Source organism: Marinovum sp. (assembly GCF_048263515.1).
Taxonomy (GTDB): domain Bacteria; phylum Pseudomonadota; class Alphaproteobacteria; order Rhodobacterales; family Rhodobacteraceae; genus Marinovum.
The window spans coordinates 54,072-76,495 of the sequence record NZ_JBLXEC010000007.1; the positions used below are offsets into that span (position 1 = coordinate 54,072).

A 22,424-nucleotide genomic window follows, 5' to 3' on the forward strand; every position below is an offset into this window, starting at 1 on the left:
CACCGATTCTGACGCAAACTCACTGAATGTTGCGAGCGCTAACGGCCCTGTCGCGGCCATCGAGATCCTGCACCACCACGACCTCGGACAAGCCGCCCTCGGTCGTCAGGGCCGAGACGGCGGCGGCCTGCTGCCAGCCGATCTCGACCAGAAGCCGCCCGCCGGGTTCGAGAAACTGCCGCGCCCCGGCGGTGATCGCGCGATAGGCCGAGAGGCCGTCGGCCTCGTCGGTGAGCGCCAGCCGAGGTTCGTGCGCAAGCTCGGGCGCCAGGGCTGCCATCTCGTGATCGGCGATATAAGGCGGGTTCGAGACGATCAGGTCGAAGCTGCCGTCGACCTGGGTGAACCAGTCGCTCTGCCGCAGCAGCGCGCATTCCGAAAGCCCCAGCGCCGCGCGGTTGCGGGCCGCCACGTCGAGTGCTGCGGGCGAGAGATCGACGCCGAGCCCCCAGGCGCCCTGGCTCTCGGCCAGGAGCGTCAGCAGGATGCAGCCGGTGCCGGTGCCAAGGTCGAGCACCCGCTCGAAGGGCTGCGCCAGCGCCGCCTCGATAAGCGTTTCGGTTTCCGGCCGCGGGTCGAGCACATCCGGCGTCACCTCGAACTCGCGGCCGTAAAACGCCCGCTTTCCAGTAAGATGCGAGACAGGTTCGCGGGCCACGCGGCGCGCGATCAGCGCCTCGAAGCGACTGGCGATCTCCGGGTCGACCGGTTCCGGCAGCACCAACGTCAGCCGCCCGGCGTCCTCTCCCAGCGCGTGGGCCAGAAGCCTGCGGGCATCGCGCCCGGCCCCGTCGATCCCGGCGGTCTTGAGCGCACGGGTGGCCCGCGCCAGCAGTTCAGAGCCGGTCATGTCATCGCCGCCAGCAGCGTCGCCTGGGCATCGGCGGTCAGCGCATCGACGATCTCGTCAAGATCGCCCTGCATCACCTGGTCGAGCTTGTAGAGCGTCAGGTTGATGCGGTGATCGGTCATGCGACCTTGCGGAAAGTTGTAGGTGCGGATGCGTTCGCTGCGGTCGCCCGATCCCACCTGCGCCTTGCGGTCGGCCGAGCGTTCGCTGTCGACGCGGCTGCGTTCCAGATCGAAAAGCCGTGATTTGAGCACCTGCATGGCGATCTCGCGGTTGCGGTGCTGCGACTTCTCGGAGCTGGTGACCACGAGGCCCGTGGGGATGTGGGTGATGCGCACCGCCGAATCGGTGGTGTTGACGTGCTGGCCGCCGGCACCGGAGGCGCGCATGGTGTCGATGCGGATGTCGCCCGGGTCGATCTGGATATCGACATCCTCGGCCTCCGGCAGCACGGCCACGGTGGCGGCCGAGGTATGGATGCGCCCGCCGCTCTCGGTCGTGGGCACGCGCTGGACGCGGTGCACGCCGGATTCGTATTTCAGCCGGGCAAAGACCCCCTCGCCCTTCACATGCGCCACCACTTCCTTGATGCCGCCCAGTTCGGTGGCGTTCTCCTCGATGATGTCGAAGCTCCATCCCTTGGCCTCGGCATAGCGCTGGTACATCCTGAGCAGGTCGCCGGCAAAGAGCGCCGCCTCCTCGCCTCCCGTTCCCGGGCGGATCTCGACGATGGCGGGCCGGGCATCGGCCTCGTCGCGGGGCAACAGCGCCAGTTGCAACGCGTGTTCCGCCGCCGGCAGGCGTTTCTTCAGCGCCGGGATCTCCTCTTCCGCCAGCTCGCGCATGTCGGGGTCTGACAGCATCGCCTCGGCCTCGGCCATGTCCTCGAGCAGTTGGCGCCAGTGGCTGATCTGGTCGACCACCGGCTTGAGATCGGAATATTCCTTGGCCAAAGCCGCGATCTCGCCCGCCTCGGCGCCCGCGTTCATCTTGGCTTCCAGAAACTGGAACCGGTCTTCGATCTGGCGCAGGCGGTCTTCGGGGATCATGTGCTGGGCTTTGGCTCTGTAATGATGTCGAATTCGGAAATTTCGTGATAAACTGCCCGCATGATGAGAGGAAGTACCCTTTTGTTGCTGCTCGCCACGCCGGCGCTGGCGGATGTTACCGGCCCCGGCGGGCGCACCATTGATTGCTACTGCACCGACCGCAGCGGCGCCCGGGTAGAACTGGGCGAGACCATCTGCCTGCAGGTCGACGGACGAATGTTCATGGCGCAGTGCCAGATGTCGCTGAACGTGCCAATGTGGCGCGAGGTGGCGCAGGGCTGTCTTGGCGCCTCATTGCCGCAGAGCCTGGATCCAGGCCTCGATACGGCCGCGGTTGACGCCGAGATCTGAGCGGCCATAGCGCGCCCGACCGAAGAGCTCGATCACCGGCCCCTCTGGGGTCTCCTCCAGGCTGAGCGTGGTGTAGTCGGGATAACCTACAAGCCTGGTACGGGTGACATAGGTGATACGGCGCTCCTCGAGCGATCCGGCAAGATGCGTGGTGCGCGGCGTGGCGCGGATGACGGCATCGAAGGCCGCCAGCCGCCGCGCCGCATCGTCGGGCCTCTCGCGGTAGACATGCGAGTTCTTGCCGGACTGGGGACCGGTCTCGGTGCGGCCCGAACCCCGGTGCCACCGCGCCGGATCATCCGGCGCAAAGCGTACCCAGGCCCAGCCGGCAAGCACCACAGAGACCGCGACAAGAAATAATATCTTCAACAGGTTATCCGCTCTTCTTCAGATGGTTCCAGCCCCAGAGGCAGATCAGTTCCACCGCCACATGCGCCCCGGCAATCGCGGTGGCGCCGGTGGTGTCAAAGGGCGGCGAGACCTCGACGATATCACCGCCGAGCATGTTGATCCCCGCCAGTTCGCGCAGCGCCACCGCCGCCTGCGCCGTGCTCAGCCCGCCCCAGACCGGGGTGCCGGTGCCGGGGGCAAAGGCCGGGTCGAGGCAGTCGATGTCGAAGGTCAGGTAGGTCGGATGGTCTCCGACGATCTCGCGCACCTTGGCGGCGGTGCTTTTCGCCCCGATGTCATACACTTCGCGGGCGTCGATCATCTGCATGCCGTGGCGGTCGGGGTTGTCGGTGCGGATGCCCACATGCACCGAACGCGCGGGATCGACGAGGCCCAGCTTGATCGCCTTGTAGAGGAAAGTGCCGTGGTCTATCCGGTCGAAATCGTCGTCTGTCCAGGTGTCGGAATGGGCGTCGAACTGGATGATCGACAGAGGGCCGAACTTTTCGGCATAGGCTTTGAGGATCGGCAGGGTGATGAAGTGATCGCCGCCCAGCGTCACGGTGCCCACGCCCTGCGCCAAAATACCGGCGATGTGGCGCTGCAGCGTGTCGGGGAATTCAGACACCTTGGCATAGTCGAAGGCCAGATCGCCGTAATCGACAACATTGAGCTTTTCCATGGGGTTGTACCCCCACCCATAAGGCGCGTCGGGGCTTTGCAGGGCGCTGGCCTCGCGGATCGCCCGGGGGCCGAAGCGCGTGCCGGGGCGATTGGTCACCGCCTGGTCAAAGGGCACGCCAGTCACCGCCAGATCGACGCCGGCGAGGTCCTTGCTGTAGCGTCGACGCAGGAACGACGTGGCACCGCCAAAGGTGTTCTCGAAGCCGAGACCGGTGTAACCTTGCCGCGTAAAGGCCTCATCTACCTTGGTTTTTGCGTCTTCAAGCGCCATCGTTTCTCCCTTTCGGCCGGCCGGGGTCTGGACTTCGTGCCCGCCCCGCGACAGATTGCAGACAAGCGCAATTGACCGGGGGCTGCAATGGCTGACGACGCTTTGATCCACGATCCGGCCGGCGGCATGCCGCGGCTGCTCGAAATCATGCGCCGGCTGCGCGACCCCGAAAGCGGCTGTCCCTGGGATATTGAACAGGATTTCAGCACCATAGCCCCCTATACCATCGAAGAGGCCTATGAGGTTGCCGATGCCATCGAGAGGCAGGACTGGGCCGAGCTGAAGGGCGAGCTGGGCGATCTGCTGTTCCAGTCGGTATTCCACGCGCAGATGGCCGAAGAGGCCGGGCTGTTCAGCTTTGACGATGTGGCCAACACCATGTCCGACAAGATGGTGGCGCGGCATCCGCATGTCTTTGGCGACGAGAGCCGCGACAAGAGCCCCGTACAACAGACCCGCGACTGGGAGGCCATCAAGGCCGCCGAACGGGCGCAGAAGGCGCAGAAAGGCGCGCTGGATGGCGTGGCCGTCGGGCTGCCGGCGCTCCTGCGCGCCTACAAGCTGCAGAAACGTGCGGCGCGGGTAGGTTTTGACTGGCCCGAGACGACACAGGTGCTCGACAAGATCGCCGAGGAGGCCCGCGAACTGGTCGAGGCGCGCGAGACCCTGACCCAGGACGAGGTCGAAGAGGAAATGGGCGATCTGCTGTTTGTCATGGCCAATCTCGCCCGGCATCTGGATGTCGAGCCAGAGGCGGCGCTACGCAAGGCCAATGCGAAATTCACACGCCGTTTCAAATCGATAGAGGCCGCTCTTGCAGCCAATGGCAAGAGCGCCTCGGACTCGAACCTCGAGGAAATGGACGCGCTCTGGGAAGCCGCCAAGGCGGCCGAGCGGCGCGCGGCCGAGTGAGGCTCAGCGCAGCAATGTGACGCCGGGGATGGCGCCGATCCGGTCGAGGTCTGCGGCGTAACGCTCTGACAACACTCTACGATCCGCCTCCTTGAACTCGGCAAAGCCGGTGCCGTCGCGCTGATCGGCATGTTCGGCGATGACGGCCTGCCAAGCCGGTCGCTCCAGTTCTTCCCCAGCCCGATAACGCGCCTGCAGATGTTCTAGCGCCACATCGGTGGCGCTGAGGTTCATCACCCTCTGCGGTTCCTCCACCGGCCCGGCATAGCCCGGCAAAAGCAGCCGCAACAGGCCGGCCCGGCTGGGTCTGCGCTCGTAATCCACGACGAAAAACTCGACCGGCTGAAGGATCGCCGAGAGCGCCTCCACCAGTTCCGGCCAACCGCGGTCCATCGCCAGAAAGTCCGGCACCCGCTTGTCAAAAGACGCCACTGGATGGTCCTCGGCGCGTTTACGATAGGCGCTGGCGAAAAAGTCGTCGTAGCGCCGCACCACCAGCAGCAGCCGGGCGATCCGGGCCTCGGCGGTGGCGAGGCCCGCGGCCAGAACATTCAGCCGCTCTTCCGCCTTGGGATAGAACTGGCCGCGCAGAAAGGGAAACATCTGCCCCGTCACGTTTTCCTCTGAAAGGAGCAGCGCGCGCCTCGGATCGGGGCTGTGATAGCGCAGCCGCCGCGCCACGCCCGCTTGCCCATCGGGCGACAAAGGCAGCCGCAGCGTGCCGCCGGGGATGTCGTCACGACCGGGATAGGCCACGTCGACGTTCGCTGCGGCCAGGGCGGACTGGTTCAGGCTGAGGCACATCTGGAACGAAGAGGTGCCGGTGCGGTGCGCGCCGGCATGCAGGTAAATCACTTTGGTCATCAATACTCGGGGCCTTGTGTACGCGGATACCCTGCGCTTTGTGCCTCTGGCAGTAAACCGCTTATGGACTCTCAGCGCCGCGATTGACAAGTTGGCGGCCAAATTGCCCTGCCCTGAACGAGTTCCCATGACCAAACGCAAGATCATCATCGACACCGACCCCGGACAGGACGACGCGGTGGCGATCCTTCTGGCGCTGGCCAGCCCCGAAGAGATCGAGGTTCTGGGCATCACCGCCGTGGCCGGCAACGTGCCGCTGCCGCTGACCGCCAAGAACGCGCGGATCGTCTGCGAGCTGGCGGGCAAGCCCGAGGTGCCGGTCTTTGCCGGCTGCGATGCACCGATCCGGCGGCCGCTGGTGACAGCGGAACATGTGCACGGCAAGACCGGGCTCGACGGGCCGGTGCTGCCCGATCCGCAGATGGCGCTGCAGGACCAGCATGCGGTCGATTTCATCATCGAGACGCTGCAGCGCGAGCCGGAAGGCAGCGTCACGCTCTGCCCGCTGGGGCCGCTGACCAATATCGCCACGGCCTTTGCCCGCGCGCCCGAGGTTGCCGGGAGGGTCAAGGAGATCGTGCTGATGGGCGGCGCCTATTTCGAGGTGGGCAACATCACCCCGGCGGCCGAGTTCAACATCTACGTCGATCCGGAAGCCGCTGACATCGTTTTCAAATCCGGCGCGCCTATCACGGTGATGCCGCTCGATGTCACCCACAAGGCGCTGGTCACCAAGGCGCGCAACGATGCCTTCCGGGCACTTGGCACGCCGGTCGGTCAGGCGGTGGCCGAGATGACCGATTTCTTCGAGCGGTTCGACAAGGAGAAATACGGCTCCGACGGCGCGCCGCTGCATGACCCCTGCGTCATCGGCTGGTTGCTGAAGCCGGAGCTGTTCTCGGGCCGGCGGATCAATGTCGAGATCGAGACCACGTCGGAGCTGACCCTCGGGATGACCGTGGCCGACTGGTGGGGCGTGACCGACCGGCCGGCCAATGCGCTGTTCATCGGTGACGTCGATGCCGATGGGTTCTTTGACCTGCTGACGGAAAGGCTGGCCCGGCTATGAGCACAAGGTTGCACCTCGCAGGCCCCGACGACCTCGAACGGCTGATGCCGCTGACCGCGGCCTTCAGCGCCGAGACCGGGATCGAGACCGACGACGACCACCGCCGCGCCGCGGTGACGCCGCTGCTCGAAGGTTGCCCGCATGGCGCGGTCTACTTGATCGGGCCGCAGAAGGCGCCGGTGGGCTACATCATCCTCAGCTTCGGCTGGTCGCTGGAATTCGGCGGCATGGACGGTTTCGTCGACGAACTCTACATCCGCCCCGCCGTGCGCGGGCGCGGCATGGCGACCGATGTGCTTTATTCCCTGCCGCGGGCGCTGCGGGATGCCGGGCTCAAGGCGCTGCACCTCGAGGTCAAGCGCGAGGACAAGTCGGCGCAGAGGCTCTATCGCAAGGCGCATTTCGAGCTGCGGGACGGGTTTTCGCTGATGTCACTCAAGCTGTAAGCGACTGGTGGGTTGCAAACCCACCCTACGGACGCGCGCATCGGCTCTGGCCCCGTGGCGGGGTGCATGCTACCGCTTGGGACACAGGGTCCAGAGCAGGTAGAGCCATGAATTTTCTGCAGATCACATCGCTACTGATCGTCATGGCGGGGCTGTTCGGGGCGATCAATTACCTCGTGCTCAAGCTGCCGGCGGCGATCGGCATCCTTGTGGTGGCGCTGCTCGCCTCCTTCGGGATCATGCTGCTCGACATGGTCTGGCCGGCGCTGGAGCTGGCCGACACGGTGCGCACCACGGTGCAGGGGCTCGAATTCTCGGACGCGCTGCTCGAGGGGATGCTGGGGCTGCTGCTCTTTGCCGGTGCGCTGCATGTCAAGCTGTCGGACCTGCGCGAACAATGGAAGCTGGTCTTTCTGATGGCGACGCTGGGGGTGGCGCTGTCGACGGTGATCGCGGGCGTCGGTTTCTACTGGATCACCGGCATGCCGCTCCTGATCGCGCTGGTCTTTGGCGCGCTGATCTCGCCCACCGATCCGGTGGCGGTGCTGGGCGTGCTGCGCGAGGCCAATCTGCGCAAGGAGCTGGAGACCAAGATTGCCGGCGAGTCGCTGTTCAACGACGGTGTCGGCTATGTGGTCTTCCTCGTGCTGGTCGGGCTGGCCTTTCCGACCGGCGAGGGCCATGGCAGCGGGCTCGAGGCGGCGGCGCTGCTGTTCGTGCAGGAGGCGCTTGGCGGCGCGGTTCTGGGCATCGTGCTGGGCTGGCTGACCTTCCGGCTGATGCGGCTGATCGACGATTTCTCGCTCGAGGTGCTGCTGACACTGGGACTGGCCTTTGGCGGCTACGAGCTGGCGGTGTACCTGCATGTCTCGGCGCCGATCATGGCGGTCTGCGCCGGTCTGCTGATCGGCGACATCGGCGCCAAGCACGGCATGACCGAGGAAACCCGCAATTATGTCGATGCCTTCTGGAAGCTGATCGACGAGATCCTCAATGCCGTGCTCTTCCTGATGATCGGCTTCGAGGTCTTCGCCCTGGCCTTCGACGTCAGCGACCTGATGATCGGCGTGCTGTCGATCGGACTGGCGCTGGTGGCGCGGATGGTGGCGGTGGCGGTGCCGGTGCTGGTGCTGCGCCCCTTCCGCAGCTTTCCGCATGACGTGATCCCGATCATGACTTGGGGCGGGCTCAAGGGCGGCATTTCGGTCGCGCTGGCGCTGTCGCTGCCCGACGGCGAGTGGAAGCCGCTGATCCTGACCGCGACCTACGTGGTGGTGATCTTCTCGATCATCGGCCAAGGCCTGACGGTCACCCGCCTGGCCAACCGCCTGGGCCGCGAGCCGGACCTCGTGTGATGGCGCTGTTTGTCTTTGATATCGACGCCGAGGGCCGGGCCCACGAGGGCGCTCTGGACCGCGACGTGCCGGAGGGGCACTGGCGGTGGGTGCATTTCGATCTGGCCGCCCCCGGCACGGTGGCGCGGGTCGGCCAGCTGGTCTCTGACGAGGCCGCCGAGATCCTGGTGCAGCCGGAAACCCGGCCGCGCTACCTCGCGCTGGGAGAGACGCTGATCCTGATCCTGCGTGGGGCCAACTTCAACCCGGGGCAAAAGGCCGACGATATGGTGTCGCTCAGGCTTTGGGCCGGGCCGGAGCTGGTGGTCACCCTGCGAAACCGGCCGATCTTTGCGGTGCGCGACCTGCAGGGCGAGCTGGAGGCCGGGCGGCTGATCCCCGGCGGCCCCGGAGAGCTGGTGGCCGAACTGACCGAGCGGCTGGTCGACCGGATCGAACAGGTCTCGCTCAGGCTCGATGATCAGGTCGACGAGATCGAGGTGGCGATCCTCGAGCCCGATTGCCCGCCCGACGTGCTGGCCCCCCTGCCCGAGTTGCGCCGCGCCTCGATCCGGCTGCTGCGGTATCTGCGGCCGCAGAGCGAGACCCTGCGCAAGCTCGAAGCCCGCCCACCCGGCGGCTTTGCCCTGCCGCAGGACGAGATCCGCGAAAGTGCCAACCGCGCGCAGCGCGCGCTGGAAGAGCTTGACGCCGTGCACCAGCGGCTGGGCGCGCTGGCCGATCACCAATATGCGCAAAAGGCCGACCAGCTGTCACGCAACGGCTACGGGCTCTCGGTGGTGGCGGCGATCTTTCTGCCCTTGGGCTTTGTCACCGGGCTGTTCGGCATGAACGTCGGCGGATTGCCGTTCGATGCGACGCCCTGGGGCTTTGTCATCGTCTGCCTCGGCATGGCCGTCTCGGTCATCCTGGTGCTGCTGGTGCTGCGGCTGTTGCGGCTGATCTAGGCCAATCTGATTTCCCCCCTTACTTGCGCGCAAAAACCTGACAGAGTGGGCTTAATCCATTTTCAACGGGAGGATACGTGATGGGATTGATGGGCACTCTGGCCAAGGTCGCGCTGGGCTATGCCGCCGCACGCGGCGTGGATCACATGAGCAAGAACCAGGGGCTCGGCGGCCTGCTGGGCGGGGCGCAGGTGCCCTCGGATCAGGCCAGGGCCACTCAGAACCCCACCGCCGAGGCGATGGGCAAGATGCCGGGCATGGAACAGATGCGCGGCATGATGGCCCAGATGCGCGAAAGCGGCGCCCAGAGCATGGGCCAGGCGCAGGACATGTTCTCCAAGATGATGGGCGCCGGTGGTGGCGCCGGCATGAACCTGCAGGAGATGATGGGCAACCTGATGGGCGGCGGCCAGTCGTCTGATGCCAAGGGCGGCGGGTTGCTCTCGGGCGCCGGTGGCGCGGGCCTTGCCGGTCTTCTGTCGATGGCCGGCGGTGCGGCTGCGGCGCAGGGCAAGGGCGTCGGCGCCCTGCTGGATCAGGTCTCCGGCACGACCGCCGCGCCAGAGGCCGAGGAAGCCGCCGGGCTGATGCTGCGGGCGATGATCCAGGCGGCCAAGTCCGATGGCGGCATCGACGCCGAGGAAAAGAAGAAGATCCTCGAAACCGTGGGCGAGGATGCCGACGAGGAAAGCCTGGCCTTCGTCAAGAAGCAGCTTGCCGCCAAGGTCGATCCCAAGGCGCTGGCGCAGGACACGCCCGATGCGCAGAAGATGCAGGTCTATTCGATGTCGCTGATGTCGATCCGGGTGGATACCGAGGCCGAGGCGAAATACCTCGACGAGCTGGCGTCCGAGCTGGGGCTCGACCAGCAGACGGTGAACATGCTGCACCTGCAGATGGGGGTTCAGCCGCTCTACGCCTGAGCTGACGCAACATTTGGCCCGGTCGCTGGCGCGGCCGGGCCACTTCCTGCCCTTGCGGCACATCGGCGCTCTTGCCCTTTCGCAAGCATCTGCGTAAACCGCGCCGGACGATTTCAGGCAGGACGATCCCATGCCCCTTCTGGTGATGAAATTCGGCGGAACCTCCGTCGCCACGCTCGACCGTATCCGCCGCGCCGCCAAACGCGTGGGCGTGGAGGTGGCCAAGGGCTATGACGTGATTGTCATCGTCTCGGCCATGGCGGGCGAGACCAACAAGCTCGTGGGCCTCGTCAACGAGACCTCGCCGCTGTTCGATGCGCGCGAATACGACGCCATCGTGTCCTCGGGCGAGAACGTGACCGCCGGTCTGATGGCGCTGACGCTGCAGGAAATGGACGTGCCGGCGCGCAGCTGGCAGGGCTGGCAGGTGCCGCTCAAGACCACCAACGCCCATGCCGCCGCGCGGATCACCGAGATCCCCACCGACAACATCAACGCCAAGTTCGGCGAAGGCATGAAGGTTGCCGTGGTCGCGGGCTTTCAGGGCATCGGCCCCGATGGCCGGGTCACCACCCTGGGCCGGGGCGGATCGGACACCACCGCCGTGGCCTTTGCCGCCGCCTTCGAGGCCGAGCGCTGCGACATCTACACCGACGTCGACGGCGTCTATACCACCGACCCGCGGATCTGCGAAAAGGCCCGCAAGCTCGACAAGATCGCCTTCGAGGAAATGCTGGAACTGGCGTCGCTGGGCGCCAAGGTGCTGCAAACCCGTTCCGTCGAACTGGCAATGCGCTATAACGTGAAACTGCGGGTGCTCTCGAGTTTCGAGGAAATGGACGACGCGGCCGGAACGCTCGTCTGCGATGAGGATGAAATCATGGAACTCAATGTCGTTTCTGGCGTGGCCTATTCCCGTGACGAGGCCAAGATGACCCTGATCTCGGTCGCCGACCGCCCCGGCATTGCCGCCGCGATCTTCGGCCCGCTGTCGGATGCCGGCGTCAACGTCGACATGATCGTGCAGAACATCTCGGAAGAGGGCCGCACCGACATGACCTTCTCCTGCCCCACCGATCAGGTGAAACGGGCGGAAAAGGCGATGTCCGACGCCAAGACCAGCGGTGCGATCAATTTCCATGACATCGTCGCCGATACCGGCGTCGCCAAGGTCTCGGTCGTGGGCATCGGCATGCGCAGCCACGCCGGCGTGGCGGCCAAGATGTTCAAGGTACTCTCCAATGAGGGGATCAACATCAAGGTGATTACAACCTCCGAGATCAAGATTTCCGTGCTGATCGACCGGAAATATATGGAACTCGCCGTGCAAGCGCTCCATGATGCGTTCGAATTGGAAAACGCGGCCTGACGCTCCTGCCCTGTGACGGGCCTGGGAAAGTCGGGTCCGAACGGGGAGATCGGTGATGCGACACGCGGCTTTTGCCGTCGCTCTGGGTGCCTGCCTGCCGCTTTTGGCGGCAGCGGAGCCGCTGTTTTTCTCTTCGGTCACCTCGAATGACATTGATTATATCCTGAGCGACGACCCCGATGCGCTGGCGTGCCTGGTCGATCGCGGCGATGGCACGCGCGAGATGCCCGACAAACGCGGCGGCCCCCTGATGGTCGAGGGCGTGCATCTGTTCGATGCGCGCTATCTCGACGGTGCAGTGGTGCCGATCTGGGCACATCCCGCCCTGGGCGACCGCACCAGCGCGCTGGAGACCGTGACACCGCTGGCCCACGCCATCGGCAAGCTGCCGGCCTTCATGCGTGCCAAGCTCGATCACGTGGTGGTGCTGGCCGGCGATGAAAGCGCCTTTGCCGAGGATCGCGGGCGGTTCTTTATTGTCTATTCCGAAAATGTCGCACGGCGCATCTCGACCCATGACCTCGAAGAGACCGTGTTCCACGAGAGCGTTCACGCCACCATCGACCATCCGCATGCCGCAAGCGACGGCTGGCGCGCGGCGCAGCAGGCCGATGGCGCTTTTCTCACCAGCTATGGCGCCGAGAACGCCCAGGGCGAGGATTTGGCCGAGACCATGCTGGTGGCCTACACCGCGCTCCGCCATCCCGAACGCCTGCCCGCAGAGGTTGCAGAAGCCCTGCGTGAAAAAGTGCCACATCGCATGGCATTCATTGCTGAATTGCTGGACCAGCTGGACCAGCCGGTAGACACACAAGACAGCGCCGCGATCTGCGGCTAGCCAAGAGACTGGGGCCGAGGGCCGAGGCCCGCCAGAGACAGATCGGTCCGAACGAGGGGACATCGACAGATGCCAGAAGGTACGGAAAGCGAAAGCCGCAAGCTTCTCAGACGCTTGCGCGACCTCATGGCCGAGGAATCCAAAGGCCAGGAGCGGCTCGACAAGATCGTGCATCTGACCGCGGATTCGATGAAGACCGAGGTCTGTTCGATCTATTTGTTCCGCGACGAGGACACGCTGGAGCTTTGCGCTACCGAGGGTCTGAAGGCGGAAGCCGTGCACCAGACGCGGATGCGGATCGGCGAAGGCTTGGTCGGCCGCGTGGCGCGGCACGGCAATATCGTCAACACCGCCAATGCGCCACAGGCGCCGGGCTTTCGCTACATGGCCGAGACCGGCGAGGAGATCTATTCGTCCTTTCTCGGCGTGCCGATCCAGCGGCTGGGCGAGATGCTGGGCGTTCTTGTGGTGCAGTCCAAGCAGGCGCGCGAATTCACCGCCGACGAGGTCTATGCCCTCGAGGTGGTCGCCATGGTGCTGGCCGAGATGACCGAGCTGGGCGCTTTCGTCGGCGAAGGTGCCGCGCTCTCGGCGCGGCACACCCAGCCGTTCCTGATCCGCGGCATTACCGGACAGGAAGGCGCGGCCGAGGGGCATGTCTGGCTGCATGAACCCCGCGTGGTTGTCACCAACCCGATTGCCGACGATCCGCACCGCGAGCTCGAGCGCCTGAAAGAGGCGGTGGACAAGCTGCGCATCGGCGTCGACGAGATGCTCGAGGGCGCGATGGGCGGCGATGCCGAACAGCTCGAGGTGCTGCAGGCCTATCGCATGTTCGCCAATTCCCGCAGCTGGATGCGGCGGATGGAAGAAGACATCGCCCGCGGCCTTTCCGCCGAAGCCGCGGTCGAAAAGGAACAATCCGCCGCCCGCACCCGGCTGGGCCAGGTGCCCGATGCCTATCTGCGCGAGCGTCTGCACGATCTCGACGACCTGTCGAACCGGCTGCTGCGCATCCTGACCGGTCAGGGCGCGGTCACCGGCGCCGAGATGCCCGAGGACCCGATCCTGATCGCCCGCAACATCGGGCCCGGCGAGCTTCTGGAATACGGTCGCGGGCTCAAGGGCATCGTGCTCGAGGAAGGCTCTGTCGGCAGCCATGCCGCGATCGTCGCCCGGGCGCTGGCGATCCCGCTGGTGTTGCAGGCCAAGCGGGTGACCACCGAGGCGCTGAACGGCAACCACATCATGGTCGACGGCGATCAGGGCGTGGTCCACCTGCGCCCCGACGACAACGTCGTTGCCGCCTTTCGTGACAAGATGGCGATGTTGCACAAGGCGCAGGAACGCTATTCCTCGATCCGGGACAAGCCGGCCGAGACGCTTTGCGGCAAGATCATCTCGCTGCACATGAACGCCGGCCTGATGGCCGACCTGCCCTCGCTGGAAAGCTCTGCCGCCGAGGGCGTGGGCCTGTTCCGCACCGAGCTGCAGTTCCTGATCCGCAACCAGATGCCGCGGCGGACCGAGCTGGCGCAGATCTATTCCGGCGTGCTCGACGCCGCCAAGGGCAAGCGCGTGGTGTTCCGCACGCTCGACATCGGGTCGGACAAGGTGCTGCCCTACATGAAGGCCACCGACGAGCCCAACCCGGCGCTGGGCTGGCGGGCGATCCGGGTGGCGCTGGACCGGCCCGGCGTGATGCGGATGCAGTTGCAGGCGCTGCTGCGCGCCGCAAATGGCCGGCCGCTGGCGGTGATGTTCCCCTTCATCGCGCAGTACAGCGAATACGAGCAGGCCCGCGCCGAGATGGACAAGGCGCTGGAGCGCGAGCGCATCCTCGGCCATCCCCTGCCCTCCAAGCTCGAGGTCGGCGCGATGCTCGAGACGCCCTCGCTGGCCTTTGCACCCAATGCGTTTTTCGAGGAGGTCGAGTTCCTGTCGATCGGCGGCAATGACCTCAAGCAGTTCTTCTTTGCCGCCGACCGCGAGAACGAGCGGGTGCGGCGGCGTTACGACACGCTCAACACCTCGTTCCTGACCTTCATCGAGATGATCATCGCCCGCTGCGACAGCACCGGCACCCAGGTCAGCTTCTGCGGCGAGGATGCCGGGCGGCCGATCGAGGCGATCTGCCTGGCGGCCATGGGCCTGCGCACCCTGTCGATGCGCCCGGCGTCGATCGGGCCGGTCAAGCACCTGCTGCGCCGCACCAACCTCGACGAGTTGCGCGAGGTGATCGACGCCGAACGCCGCGCCGGGGCCGAATCGGTGCGCGCCGCAGTGATGGAATACCTGCGCACCCATTAGGGGCGCAGGTCACGCGCCTGACGCAGAAAACGCGCTATACTCAACTGCGTCCCCCATGGAATCGGAGCCATTGCCATGTTGCGTCTCGCCCTTCTTGCCAGCCTGCTTGCCAGCACCGCCGCCATCGCCGAGCCCGGCTATTACCGGGTCACCGGCGTCGCCTCGGACGATACGCTCAACGTGCGCGCCGCGCCCGATGGCGACAGCGAGGATATCGGCGACCTCGCCCATGACCAGACCGCCGTCGAGGTGATCGAGACCGACGAGAGCGGCGACTGGGGCCGGATCGGCTGGGAGGAAGGCCATGGCTGGATCGCCATGCGGTTCCTCGAGGCCGAAGACCTGCCGATGATCGGCGACAGCCGGTTGCCCGAAGGGCTGCTCTGCACCGGGACGGAACCGTTCTGGTCGCTGCGGTATACCGCCGACACCGCGCTCTATTCCGATTTCAACAACAATTCCGCCACCTTGCCGCTGACCGACCAGCTTTCCGCCGCCGGGCGCAACGGCTTTCCGGCGCTTTTGAGCCATGGTGGCGACGGTGCGGCGGTGACGGCGGTGATCCGCGCGCAGCTCTGTTCCGACGGGATGAGCGACCGCGACTACCCCTATGCCATCGTCCTGCGGGTCCAGGCCGCGGCCGAGCAGATCCTGTTCGAAGGTTGCTGCCGCCTGCCGCTCGAAGCCGGATCGAACTGAGCACCCGGAAACGGAATTGAACCCCTTTTCAATTCCGTTTCCATATGGTCCTGTCGCGGCCATGTTGTGCCGTGCCGCCCTGATCCTTTCGCTCTCTGCCGCGCCCGCCTTGGCGCGCGACCTGCCGCTCAGCTGCAGCGGCACCGCGCCGGACTGGCGGCTCGATCTGCTGGGGCCCGTGGCGGTGTTCCACTTCCCCACGCGCAGCGAGATGGATGTGAAGCTGATCACCCCGGCCGAGGGTCGCGACTGGCCGGTGGCCAAGACGCTGGCCGGCCCGCGCGACACCGCCATCGTGCTGTTGAATGAACGGAGCTGCAGCGCCGCCGACGGCACCTTTCCGATCGAGGCGCAGGTGCTCACCCAGCGCGGCACCACGCCGCTTTTGCTGACCGGCTGCTGCGCGGTGGTGGAATGAGCGATACCATCAAGGCCGCGCTCTGGATGATCGGCGCCATCGTCAGCTTCACCGCCATGGCCATTGCCGGCCGCGCGGTAAGCCTTGATCTCGATACCTTCGAGATCATGACCTTTCGCAGCCTGATCGGCGTCGTCATCGTCATCACCGTGGCGCGGCTGACCGGCACCCTCGGCCAGGTGACCCGGCGCAACCTGGGCGTGCACGCCATCCGCAACCTGAGCCACTTCGTCGGGCAGAACCTGTGGTTCTATTCGATCACCGCGATTCCCCTGGCGCAGGTCTTCGCGCTGGAGTTCACCTCGCCGCTCTGGGTCATCGTGCTGGCACCGCTGATCCTCGGCGAAAAGCTCACCCGCGTCGGGGTGATGGCCGCGGCCATCGGCTTTGTCGGTATCCTGATCGTCACCCGGCCCAACCCCGAAACGCTGGAGTTCGGCCAGCTGACCGCGGCGCTGGCGGCCATCGGCTTTGCCGGGTCGGCGGTCTTCACCCGGCTCTTGACCCGGACCGAGACGATTACCTGCATCCTGTTCTATCTCACTGTAATGCAAGCGGTATTCGGGTTGGTCTGCGCCGGCTACGACGGCGATATCGCCCTGCCCACCACTGCCACCCTGCCCTGGGTGGTGCTGATCGCCTGTGCCGGGCTGGTGGCGCATTTCTGCCTGACCACGGCCCTCAAGCTGGCGCCTGCGGCGGTGGTCATGCCGATCGATTTCGCCCGTCTGCCGGTGATCGCGCTGGTCGGCATGTGGTTCTACGACGAGCCGTTGGACCTTCTGGTGCTGCTTGGCGCGGTGATCATCTTCGGCGGGAATTACCTCAACATCTGGTCCGCATCGCGGGTTCGCGGGCCGGTGCGCGCGGTTGACGTTACAGAGAAGTAACGCCACGGAACAACCTATGGTGTGACGTTGGGTCAGAGATTGACCGAAATCTCCCTCTGCACGTAGCTGTGAGGCAGGGAAGAGACAGGGAAATTCCAGATGAAATATGTAACCAGTGCCGCCTCCGCGGCCTGCTTGTTCGCAGGTATCGCCCAGGCTGGTGGCCTCGAACGCGCCCGCCCGGCAGAGTCGATTCTGTTCGAAAAGGGCAACTATGCGCATTTCTCGTTTTCGCAGACGGATGCCGACGTGTCGGGCGACTACCCGGCCTTCGTCGGAGGCGGCAGCACCGGCGACATGGCGAATGCGACATCGCACATCGGCTTCGGCCTCAAGATGGCGATCAACGATCAGCTGGATTTCGCCTTCCTGATGTCGCAGCCCTATGCGGCCGACGCCGAGTATGGCCAGGGCTTCTACAACGGTCTGACCGCCAAGTGGCGCAGCACCGCCGTGGACGCGATCCTGAAATACAATCTGTCCGACCGCATGTCGGTCTATGGTGGTGCCAGCGTGCTCACCTCTTCGGCGGATATCACCATTCCGGTGGCTCTGGCCAACATCGCGTCGGACCCGGACGGCCCGGCGGCCCTTGGCGGCGGCCCGCAGCCCGGCTCGATCGTCAGCAACTATTCCGCCAACAGCTCGCAGGAGACCGACCTCGGCTTCATCGTCGGTGCGGCCTACGAGATCCCCGACTACGCCATGCGCGTGGCGCTGACCTATCGCTCCGAGATCGAGCATGAATTCGACGCTCGCGAGAGCTATACCCAGCTGTCACTGCCCGGCGGCGCGCCGACCTTCACGGCGATCAGCACCACCACCAAGACGCCGGTGATCATGCCGCAATCGCTGACCCTGGATTTCCAGACCGGCGTTGCGCCCAAGACCCTGGTCTTCGGCTCGGTGAAATGGACCGAATGGTCGAAGTGGCAGGTCAAGCCCGGCGCCTACGAGGCGGAAACCGGCGGCGAGATCACCAGCTTCGACAATGACACCTTCACCTATCAGCTGGGTGTCGGCCGTCAGCTCTCGGAGCAGTTCTCGGTCTTTGCCCGCGCCGGCTACGAGTCGAAGAAGGGCGGCGAAAGCTCGCGCCTCTCGCCCACCGACGGCTATACCTCGATCGGTCTCGGCGGCAGCTACACCATGGGCCAGGCCAAGATCACCGCTGGTGTCGAACACGCCTGGCTGGGCGACGCGGAATCGAGCACGCCCACCGACTTCAGCGACAATACCGCCACCGGTTTCGGCATCAGCGTCGGCTTCTCCTTCTGAAGCCGGCCTGCAAATCCGCTCACGGATCGGCCCCGCTCGCGTCTGACGCGGCGGGGCTTTTTCATGCCCCATGGGTATGCTAGGCGAAGCGCGAGGCTCTGCGGGACAACTGACATGCTCTATTCAACTGCCGACGACTGGCGCCGCGCGCCCAAGAAAAGAGTGCTGTTCTTCGGCATGTCCGGTCTTGGAAAGACGCATGTTTCCAACCTGTTGCGCGACAATGGTGACTGGTTTCACTATTCCATCGATTACCGCATCGGCACGCGTTACATGGGCGAATACATCGCCGACAACGCCAAGGCCCATGCCATGCAGGTGCCGTTTCTGCGCGATCTGCTGCTGTCTGACAGCATCTACATCGGCTCCAACATCTCGTTTCACAACCTGACGCCGGTCTCGGCCTATCTGGGCAAGCCCGGCGATCCGGCCAAGGGCGGTCTGCCGATGGAGGAATACACCCGCCGGCAAGAGCAGTTCCGCCAGGCCGAGATCCATGCGCTGCAGGACACCGGCTATTTCATCGACCGGGCGCAGGCGCTTTATGACTATCCGCATTTCATCTGCGACACCGGCGGGTCGATCTGCGAATGGGTCGATCCCGAGGACCCCGCCGATCCGGTGCTCAAGGCGCTGTCGGACCGCACGCTGATGATCTGGATCGAAGGCTCGGAGGCCCATACTCAGGAGCTGATCCGCCGCTTCAACCGCGCGCCCAAGCCGATGGCCTATCAGCCCGCCTTCCTCGCGCGCTGCTGGCAGGATTACCTGGCCGAACAGGGCTGCGACGCGGGCGAGGTCGACCCCGATGCCTTCATCCGCTGGACCTATGGCCGGGCGCTGGCCCACCGCCAGCCGCTCTATGCCGCGATGGCGCGCAACTGGGGTGTGACGGTCAGCGCCGACGAGATCGCCACCATCCGCGATCAGGCCGATTTCACCGAGGTCATCGCCAGCGCAATCACCCGCGCCACCGCCGCCGCCTGACGTCTTGTGGCGCGGCGCGCTCTGGCCTATCTCTCGGACGCCACAGAAAGGACCTCCGATGCCGCTGAAACTGCCAAGTGATCTGCCTGCCTTCGACGTGCTCTCGCGCGAGGGTGTGATGGTCATGGCGGAGAAGCAGGCCGAGCATCAGGACATCCGCCCCCTGCGCATCGGGCTCTTGAACCTGATGCCTAAGAAGATCGCCACCGAGACCCAGTTCGCCCGGCTGATCGGCGCCTCGCCGCTGCAGATCGAGCTGTCGCTGATCCGGATGAGCGAGCACGAGACCAAGACCACCTCGGCCGAGCATATGGAGAGCTTTTATCACCCGTTCCGGGAGATAAAGGACCAGAAGTTCGACGGGCTGATCATCACCGGCGCGCCGATCGAGCATCTGCCCTTTGAGGACGTGACCTATTGGGAAGAGCTCACCCAGATCTTCGACTGGACGCAGACCAACGTGCATTCCACCTTTGGCGTCTGCTGGGGTGGCATGGCGATGATCAACTACTTCCACGGGGTGCAGAAGCACATCCTCGATCACAAGGCCTTCGGCTGTTTCCGCCATGCCAACCTCGACCCCGCCTCGCCCTATCTGCGCGGATTCTCTGACGAATTCGTCATTCCCGTCAGCCGCTGGACCGAGATGCGCCAGCCGGAAATCGACGCGGCCGCGGGTCTGCGCACGCTTCTGGGCAGCGACGAGGTCGGGCCCTGTCTGGTCGAGGATCCGGGGCACCGGGCGCTCTATATCTTCAACCACTTCGAGTATGACAGCGGCACGCTCAAGGAAGAATACGACCGCGACGTCGCCAATGGCACCGCGATCAACGTGCCGCGCAATTACTACCCCGGCGACGATCCGTCGAAGAAGCCGCAGAACCGCTGGCGCAGCCATGCACACCTGCTCTACGGCAACTGGATCAGCGAGATTTACCTGACCACGCCCTTCGACATGGACGAGATCGGCCGGAAATCGACGGACCTCAGGGGCTGACATGGCGGGCAACCTCGCCTTCGCCCTGCTCACCGTCGGTCTGATTGCCGGCGTGGCCTTCCTGATCGACCGGCGGGCAGACCTGCGAGAGGCTGAGGCCGAGGCGCTCTATGGCCCCTCGGGCGAGTTGATCGACATCGACGGCGTGACCGTGCATGCGCTGGTGACCGGCAGCGGCCCGGACCTGGTGCTGATCCACGGCGCCTCGGGCAATCTGCGCGATTTCACCTATGACCTGGTCGAGCCGCTGTCGCAGCATTACCGGGTGATCGCCATCGACCGGCCGGGGCTTGGCTGGACCGAGCGACTGCATGCCAGGGGCGAGACGCCGCGCGAACAGGCGAAGCTGATGCAGAAGGCCGCCGACCGGCTGGGCGTGAGCAACCCGTTGGTGCTAGGCCATTCCTTCGGCGGCGCCGTGGCGCTGGCCTGGGCGCTGGAGCGGCCGCAGGACACCGCCGGGCTGATCCTGCTGGGCGCGGTGTCAAACCCCTGGCCCGGTGGCCTCGACACGCTCTACCACGTCAATTCTTCGATGCTGGGCAGCGCCACGGTGGTGCCGCTGATCACCGCCTTCGCGCCGCTGACACGGGTGCGGGGCGCGCTCGAGGCGATCTTTGCGCCCCAGCCGGTGCCCATGGGCTATGCCCGCCACATCGGCGCCGGTCTGACCCTGCGCCGCGACAGCCTGCGCGCCAATGCCCTGCACATCACCCAGCTCAGGCCCGAGGTGGTCGAGATGTCGAAGCTCTACCCCACGCTCAACATGCCGGTCGAAATCCTGCATGGCGAGGCCGACACCATCGTGCCGCTCACCGTCCATTCCGAACCGCTCAGCCGGCAGATCCCCGGCGCCAACCTGGTGCGCATGCCCGGCGTCGGCCACATGCCGCATCACGCCGATCCCCACGCGACGATCGAGGCGGTACACCGCGCCGCCGCCCGCGCCGGGCTTCGTGAAAGCCATTAACATTGCAACACCCGGGGTAAGAGGCCATATTTCAATAAAAATATGTGAGGCCCCATGGCAAAGCCCTTTGACGGCGCAATCAGCGCCTACTTCGAGAACGACGCCCCGAAAGAGATCCGCAACGCCATCAAGCGCGCCGAGAAAGGCGAGATGCTGTCGGAGGGCTATCCCTATTCCGACCGCATGCCGCGCAAGGCCTATGACAAGGCGATGGCGGCGCTGCAGATCGAGTTGGTCAAGCTTCAGGCCTGGACCAAGCAGAGCGGCGCGCGTGTTGCCGTTGTCTTCGAGGGCCGCGATGCCGCCGGCAAGGGCGGCACGATCAAGCGCTTCCGCGAGAACCTGAACCCGCGGGTCGCCCAGGTGGTGGCGCTGTCGAAACCGTCCGACACCGAGGCCGGGCAATGGTATTTCCAGCGCTACATCACCCGCCTGCCCTCTGCCGGCGAGATCGTGCTGTTCGACCGCTCCTGGTACAATCGCGCCGTGGTGGAAAAGGTCTTTGACTTCTGCACCGAGGCGCAGCGGGAACGCTTCTTTCACCAGGTGCCGGATTTCGAGGACATGCTGGTGGACGAAGGCATCATCCTGATCAAGCTCTGGCTCAATGTCGGCCGGGCCGAGCAGTTGCGCCGCTTTCTCAGCCGCGAAAGCGATCCGCTCAAGCACTGGAAGCTGAGCTGGGTGGATGTCGAGGGGCTCAAGCGCTGGGACGAATACACCGCCGCCATCGCCGAGACCTTCGAACGCAGCCATACCGAGACCGCGCCCTGGACCGTGGTGCGCAGCGATGACAAGCGCCGCGCCCGGATCAACGCCCTGCGCCACGTGCTGCACCGGATCGACTATGACAACAAGGACGCCCATGCCATCGGCCCGATCGATCCGCTGATTGCCGGGGGCCCGGAGCTCTGGCAGGCGCGGGCGCAAGATGCCTAAACGGGGCTACCATCACGGCAATCTGAGACAGGCGCTGATCGATGCCGCGCTGAAGCTGATCGAGGATCGGGGGCCCACCGGCTTTACCCTGTCCGAGGCGGCCAAGCAGGCCGGCGTCACCCCGGCGGCGGTCTATCGCCACTTCGAGGGGCGCGAGGACCTGATCGCCGAGGCGGCGTTGCAGGGCTACGAGATCTTTGCCGACGTGATGGAATATGCCTATGACAATGGCCGCCCCTCGGCGCTGGCGGCCTTCGAGGCCACCGGCCGCGCCTATCTGGCCTTTGCCCGCAAGCACCCGGGCCATTACATTGCGATGTTCGAAAGCGGCGTCTCGGTCAACAAGACGCCCGATCTCGCCGCCGCCTCGTCCCGGGCGCGCGGCGTGCTGGAAAAGGCCGCCGTGGGCCTGTCAGAGCATATCCCGGCTGACAAACGCCCTCCCGCCGCGATGTTCTCGGCGCATATCTGGGCGATGTCGCATGGCGTGGTCGAATTGTTCGCGCGCGGCTCGCCCGGCACCCGCAGCCCCTATCCGCCCGAAGACCTGCTGGAAACCGGCATCGGGATTTACCTCAGGGGTCTTGGCCTGATCCCGCCTGACACGTAAGGCTGCGA

24 protein-coding genes are annotated in these 22,424 nt (G+C 65.5%); 19 read left to right on the top strand and 5 right to left on the bottom strand.

The features are described 5' to 3' along the window. Positions 1 to 19: 19 nt before the first annotated feature. Positions 20 to 850: a peptide chain release factor N(5)-glutamine methyltransferase gene (gene prmC / locus ACN0SE_RS08755; protein ID WP_417524137.1), complete on the bottom strand. Its 831-nt coding sequence runs from the start codon at positions 848 to 850 to the stop codon at positions 20 to 22. Further along, positions 847 to 1,899 carry a peptide chain release factor 1 gene (prfA, locus tag ACN0SE_RS08760; protein WP_417524138.1) on the bottom strand — a complete coding sequence of 351 codons (1,053 nt, stop codon included), beginning with the start codon at positions 1,897 to 1,899 and terminating at the stop codon, positions 847 to 849. Before prfA ends, prmC begins: the two co-directional genes overlap by 4 nt. Before the next feature lie 60 nt (positions 1,900 to 1,959). On the opposite strand from prfA, the gene ACN0SE_RS08765 reads away from it, so the two are divergent. Beyond that, positions 1,960 to 2,250 carry a hypothetical protein gene (locus tag ACN0SE_RS08765; protein ID WP_417524139.1) on the top strand — a complete coding sequence of 97 codons (291 nt, stop codon included), beginning with the start codon at positions 1,960 to 1,962 and terminating at the stop codon, positions 2,248 to 2,250. On the opposite strand, the gene ACN0SE_RS08770 is transcribed toward ACN0SE_RS08765, so the two are convergent. Next, positions 2,191 to 2,619 carry a DUF1499 domain-containing protein gene (locus ACN0SE_RS08770; RefSeq protein ID WP_417524140.1) on the bottom strand — a complete coding sequence of 143 codons (429 nt, stop codon included), beginning with the start codon at positions 2,617 to 2,619 and terminating at the stop codon, positions 2,191 to 2,193. The two genes, ACN0SE_RS08765 and ACN0SE_RS08770, sit on opposite strands and share 60 nt — an antisense overlap. A 4-nt stretch (positions 2,620 to 2,623) precedes the next feature. Next, positions 2,624 to 3,595: an agmatinase gene (gene speB, locus ACN0SE_RS08775; RefSeq protein ID WP_417524141.1), complete on the bottom strand. Its 972-nt coding sequence runs from the start codon at positions 3,593 to 3,595 to the stop codon at positions 2,624 to 2,626. Between the two features lie 87 nt (positions 3,596 to 3,682). Between speB and mazG the strand changes: the two genes are divergently transcribed. Continuing rightward, complete coding sequence (gene mazG, locus ACN0SE_RS08780; RefSeq protein ID WP_417524142.1) at positions 3,683 to 4,507, top strand: nucleoside triphosphate pyrophosphohydrolase; 825 nt, start codon at positions 3,683 to 3,685, stop codon at positions 4,505 to 4,507. 3 nt (positions 4,508 to 4,510) lie between these two features. Here mazG and ACN0SE_RS08785 read toward each other — a convergent pair whose 3' ends face one another. Further along, complete coding sequence (locus ACN0SE_RS08785) at positions 4,511 to 5,371, bottom strand: hypothetical protein (RefSeq protein ID WP_417524143.1); 861 nt, start codon at positions 5,369 to 5,371, stop codon at positions 4,511 to 4,513. Between the two features lie 127 nt (positions 5,372 to 5,498). Between ACN0SE_RS08785 and ACN0SE_RS08790 the strand changes: the two genes are divergently transcribed. The 17 genes from ACN0SE_RS08790 to ACN0SE_RS08870 all read left to right on the top strand — a co-directional run bounded on the left by ACN0SE_RS08790 (position 5,499) and on the right by ACN0SE_RS08870 (position 22,416). Then, positions 5,499 to 6,440, top strand: a complete 942-nt coding sequence (locus ACN0SE_RS08790; protein ID WP_417524144.1) for a nucleoside hydrolase — start codon at positions 5,499 to 5,501, stop codon at positions 6,438 to 6,440. After that, a complete protein-coding gene (locus tag ACN0SE_RS08795) occupies positions 6,437 to 6,886 on the top strand; it encodes a GNAT family N-acetyltransferase (protein WP_417524145.1) in 450 nt (149 codons plus the stop codon). Before ACN0SE_RS08790 ends, ACN0SE_RS08795 begins: the two co-directional genes overlap by 4 nt. Positions 6,887 to 6,993: 107 nt before the next feature. After that, positions 6,994 to 8,241, top strand: a complete 1,248-nt coding sequence (locus tag ACN0SE_RS08800; RefSeq protein ID WP_417524146.1) for a cation:proton antiporter — start codon at positions 6,994 to 6,996, stop codon at positions 8,239 to 8,241. Then, a complete protein-coding gene (locus ACN0SE_RS08805; protein WP_417524147.1) occupies positions 8,241 to 9,188 on the top strand; it encodes a CorA family divalent cation transporter in 948 nt (315 codons plus the stop codon). The genes ACN0SE_RS08800 and ACN0SE_RS08805 overlap by 1 nt, the downstream gene beginning before the upstream one ends. A gap of 80 nt (positions 9,189 to 9,268) precedes the next feature. Next, positions 9,269 to 10,111, top strand: a complete 843-nt coding sequence (locus ACN0SE_RS08810; protein ID WP_417524148.1) for a tellurite resistance TerB family protein — start codon at positions 9,269 to 9,271, stop codon at positions 10,109 to 10,111. A 130-nt stretch (positions 10,112 to 10,241) separates the two neighbouring features. Next, positions 10,242 to 11,480 carry an aspartate kinase gene (locus ACN0SE_RS08815; protein WP_417524149.1) on the top strand — a complete coding sequence of 413 codons (1,239 nt, stop codon included), beginning with the start codon at positions 10,242 to 10,244 and terminating at the stop codon, positions 11,478 to 11,480. A gap of 55 nt (positions 11,481 to 11,535) precedes the next feature. Then, on the top strand, positions 11,536 to 12,318 hold the full coding sequence (locus ACN0SE_RS08820) for a hypothetical protein (RefSeq protein ID WP_417524150.1): 783 nt from the start codon (positions 11,536 to 11,538) through the stop codon (positions 12,316 to 12,318). A gap of 69 nt (positions 12,319 to 12,387) precedes the next feature. After that, entirely contained in the window at positions 12,388 to 14,628 is a 2,241-nt protein-coding gene (ptsP, locus tag ACN0SE_RS08825) for a phosphoenolpyruvate--protein phosphotransferase (RefSeq protein ID WP_417524151.1), read from the top strand. A gap of 75 nt (positions 14,629 to 14,703) precedes the next feature. After that, positions 14,704 to 15,327, top strand: coding sequence for a COG3650 family protein (locus tag ACN0SE_RS08830; protein ID WP_417524152.1), 624 nt, complete (start codon positions 14,704 to 14,706; stop codon positions 15,325 to 15,327). A gap of 61 nt (positions 15,328 to 15,388) precedes the next feature. Continuing rightward, positions 15,389 to 15,745 carry a hypothetical protein gene (locus tag ACN0SE_RS08835; protein WP_417524153.1) on the top strand — a complete coding sequence of 119 codons (357 nt, stop codon included), beginning with the start codon at positions 15,389 to 15,391 and terminating at the stop codon, positions 15,743 to 15,745. Then, positions 15,742 to 16,635, top strand: a complete 894-nt coding sequence (locus tag ACN0SE_RS08840) for a DMT family transporter (RefSeq protein ID WP_417524154.1) — start codon at positions 15,742 to 15,744, stop codon at positions 16,633 to 16,635. Before ACN0SE_RS08835 ends, ACN0SE_RS08840 begins: the two co-directional genes overlap by 4 nt. A gap of 135 nt (positions 16,636 to 16,770) precedes the next feature. Next, a complete protein-coding gene (locus ACN0SE_RS08845; RefSeq protein WP_417524155.1) occupies positions 16,771 to 17,913 on the top strand; it encodes an OmpP1/FadL family transporter in 1,143 nt (380 codons plus the stop codon). A gap of 114 nt (positions 17,914 to 18,027) precedes the next feature. Further along, a complete protein-coding gene (locus ACN0SE_RS08850; RefSeq protein WP_417524156.1) occupies positions 18,028 to 18,900 on the top strand; it encodes an ATPase in 873 nt (290 codons plus the stop codon). A 58-nt stretch (positions 18,901 to 18,958) separates the two neighbouring features. Next, a complete protein-coding gene (metA, locus tag ACN0SE_RS08855; RefSeq protein ID WP_417524157.1) occupies positions 18,959 to 19,897 on the top strand; it encodes a homoserine O-acetyltransferase MetA in 939 nt (312 codons plus the stop codon). A 1-nt stretch (position 19,898) separates the two neighbouring features. Beyond that, a complete protein-coding gene (locus ACN0SE_RS08860) occupies positions 19,899 to 20,867 on the top strand; it encodes an alpha/beta fold hydrolase (protein ID WP_417524158.1) in 969 nt (322 codons plus the stop codon). 54 nt (positions 20,868 to 20,921) lie between these two features. Beyond that, positions 20,922 to 21,806: a polyphosphate kinase 2 gene (ppk2, locus tag ACN0SE_RS08865; RefSeq protein WP_417524159.1), complete on the top strand. Its 885-nt coding sequence runs from the start codon at positions 20,922 to 20,924 to the stop codon at positions 21,804 to 21,806. Next, positions 21,799 to 22,416, top strand: a complete 618-nt coding sequence (locus ACN0SE_RS08870; protein ID WP_417524160.1) for a TetR/AcrR family transcriptional regulator — start codon at positions 21,799 to 21,801, stop codon at positions 22,414 to 22,416. Before ppk2 ends, ACN0SE_RS08870 begins: the two co-directional genes overlap by 8 nt. Positions 22,417 to 22,424 lie beyond the last annotated feature (8 nt).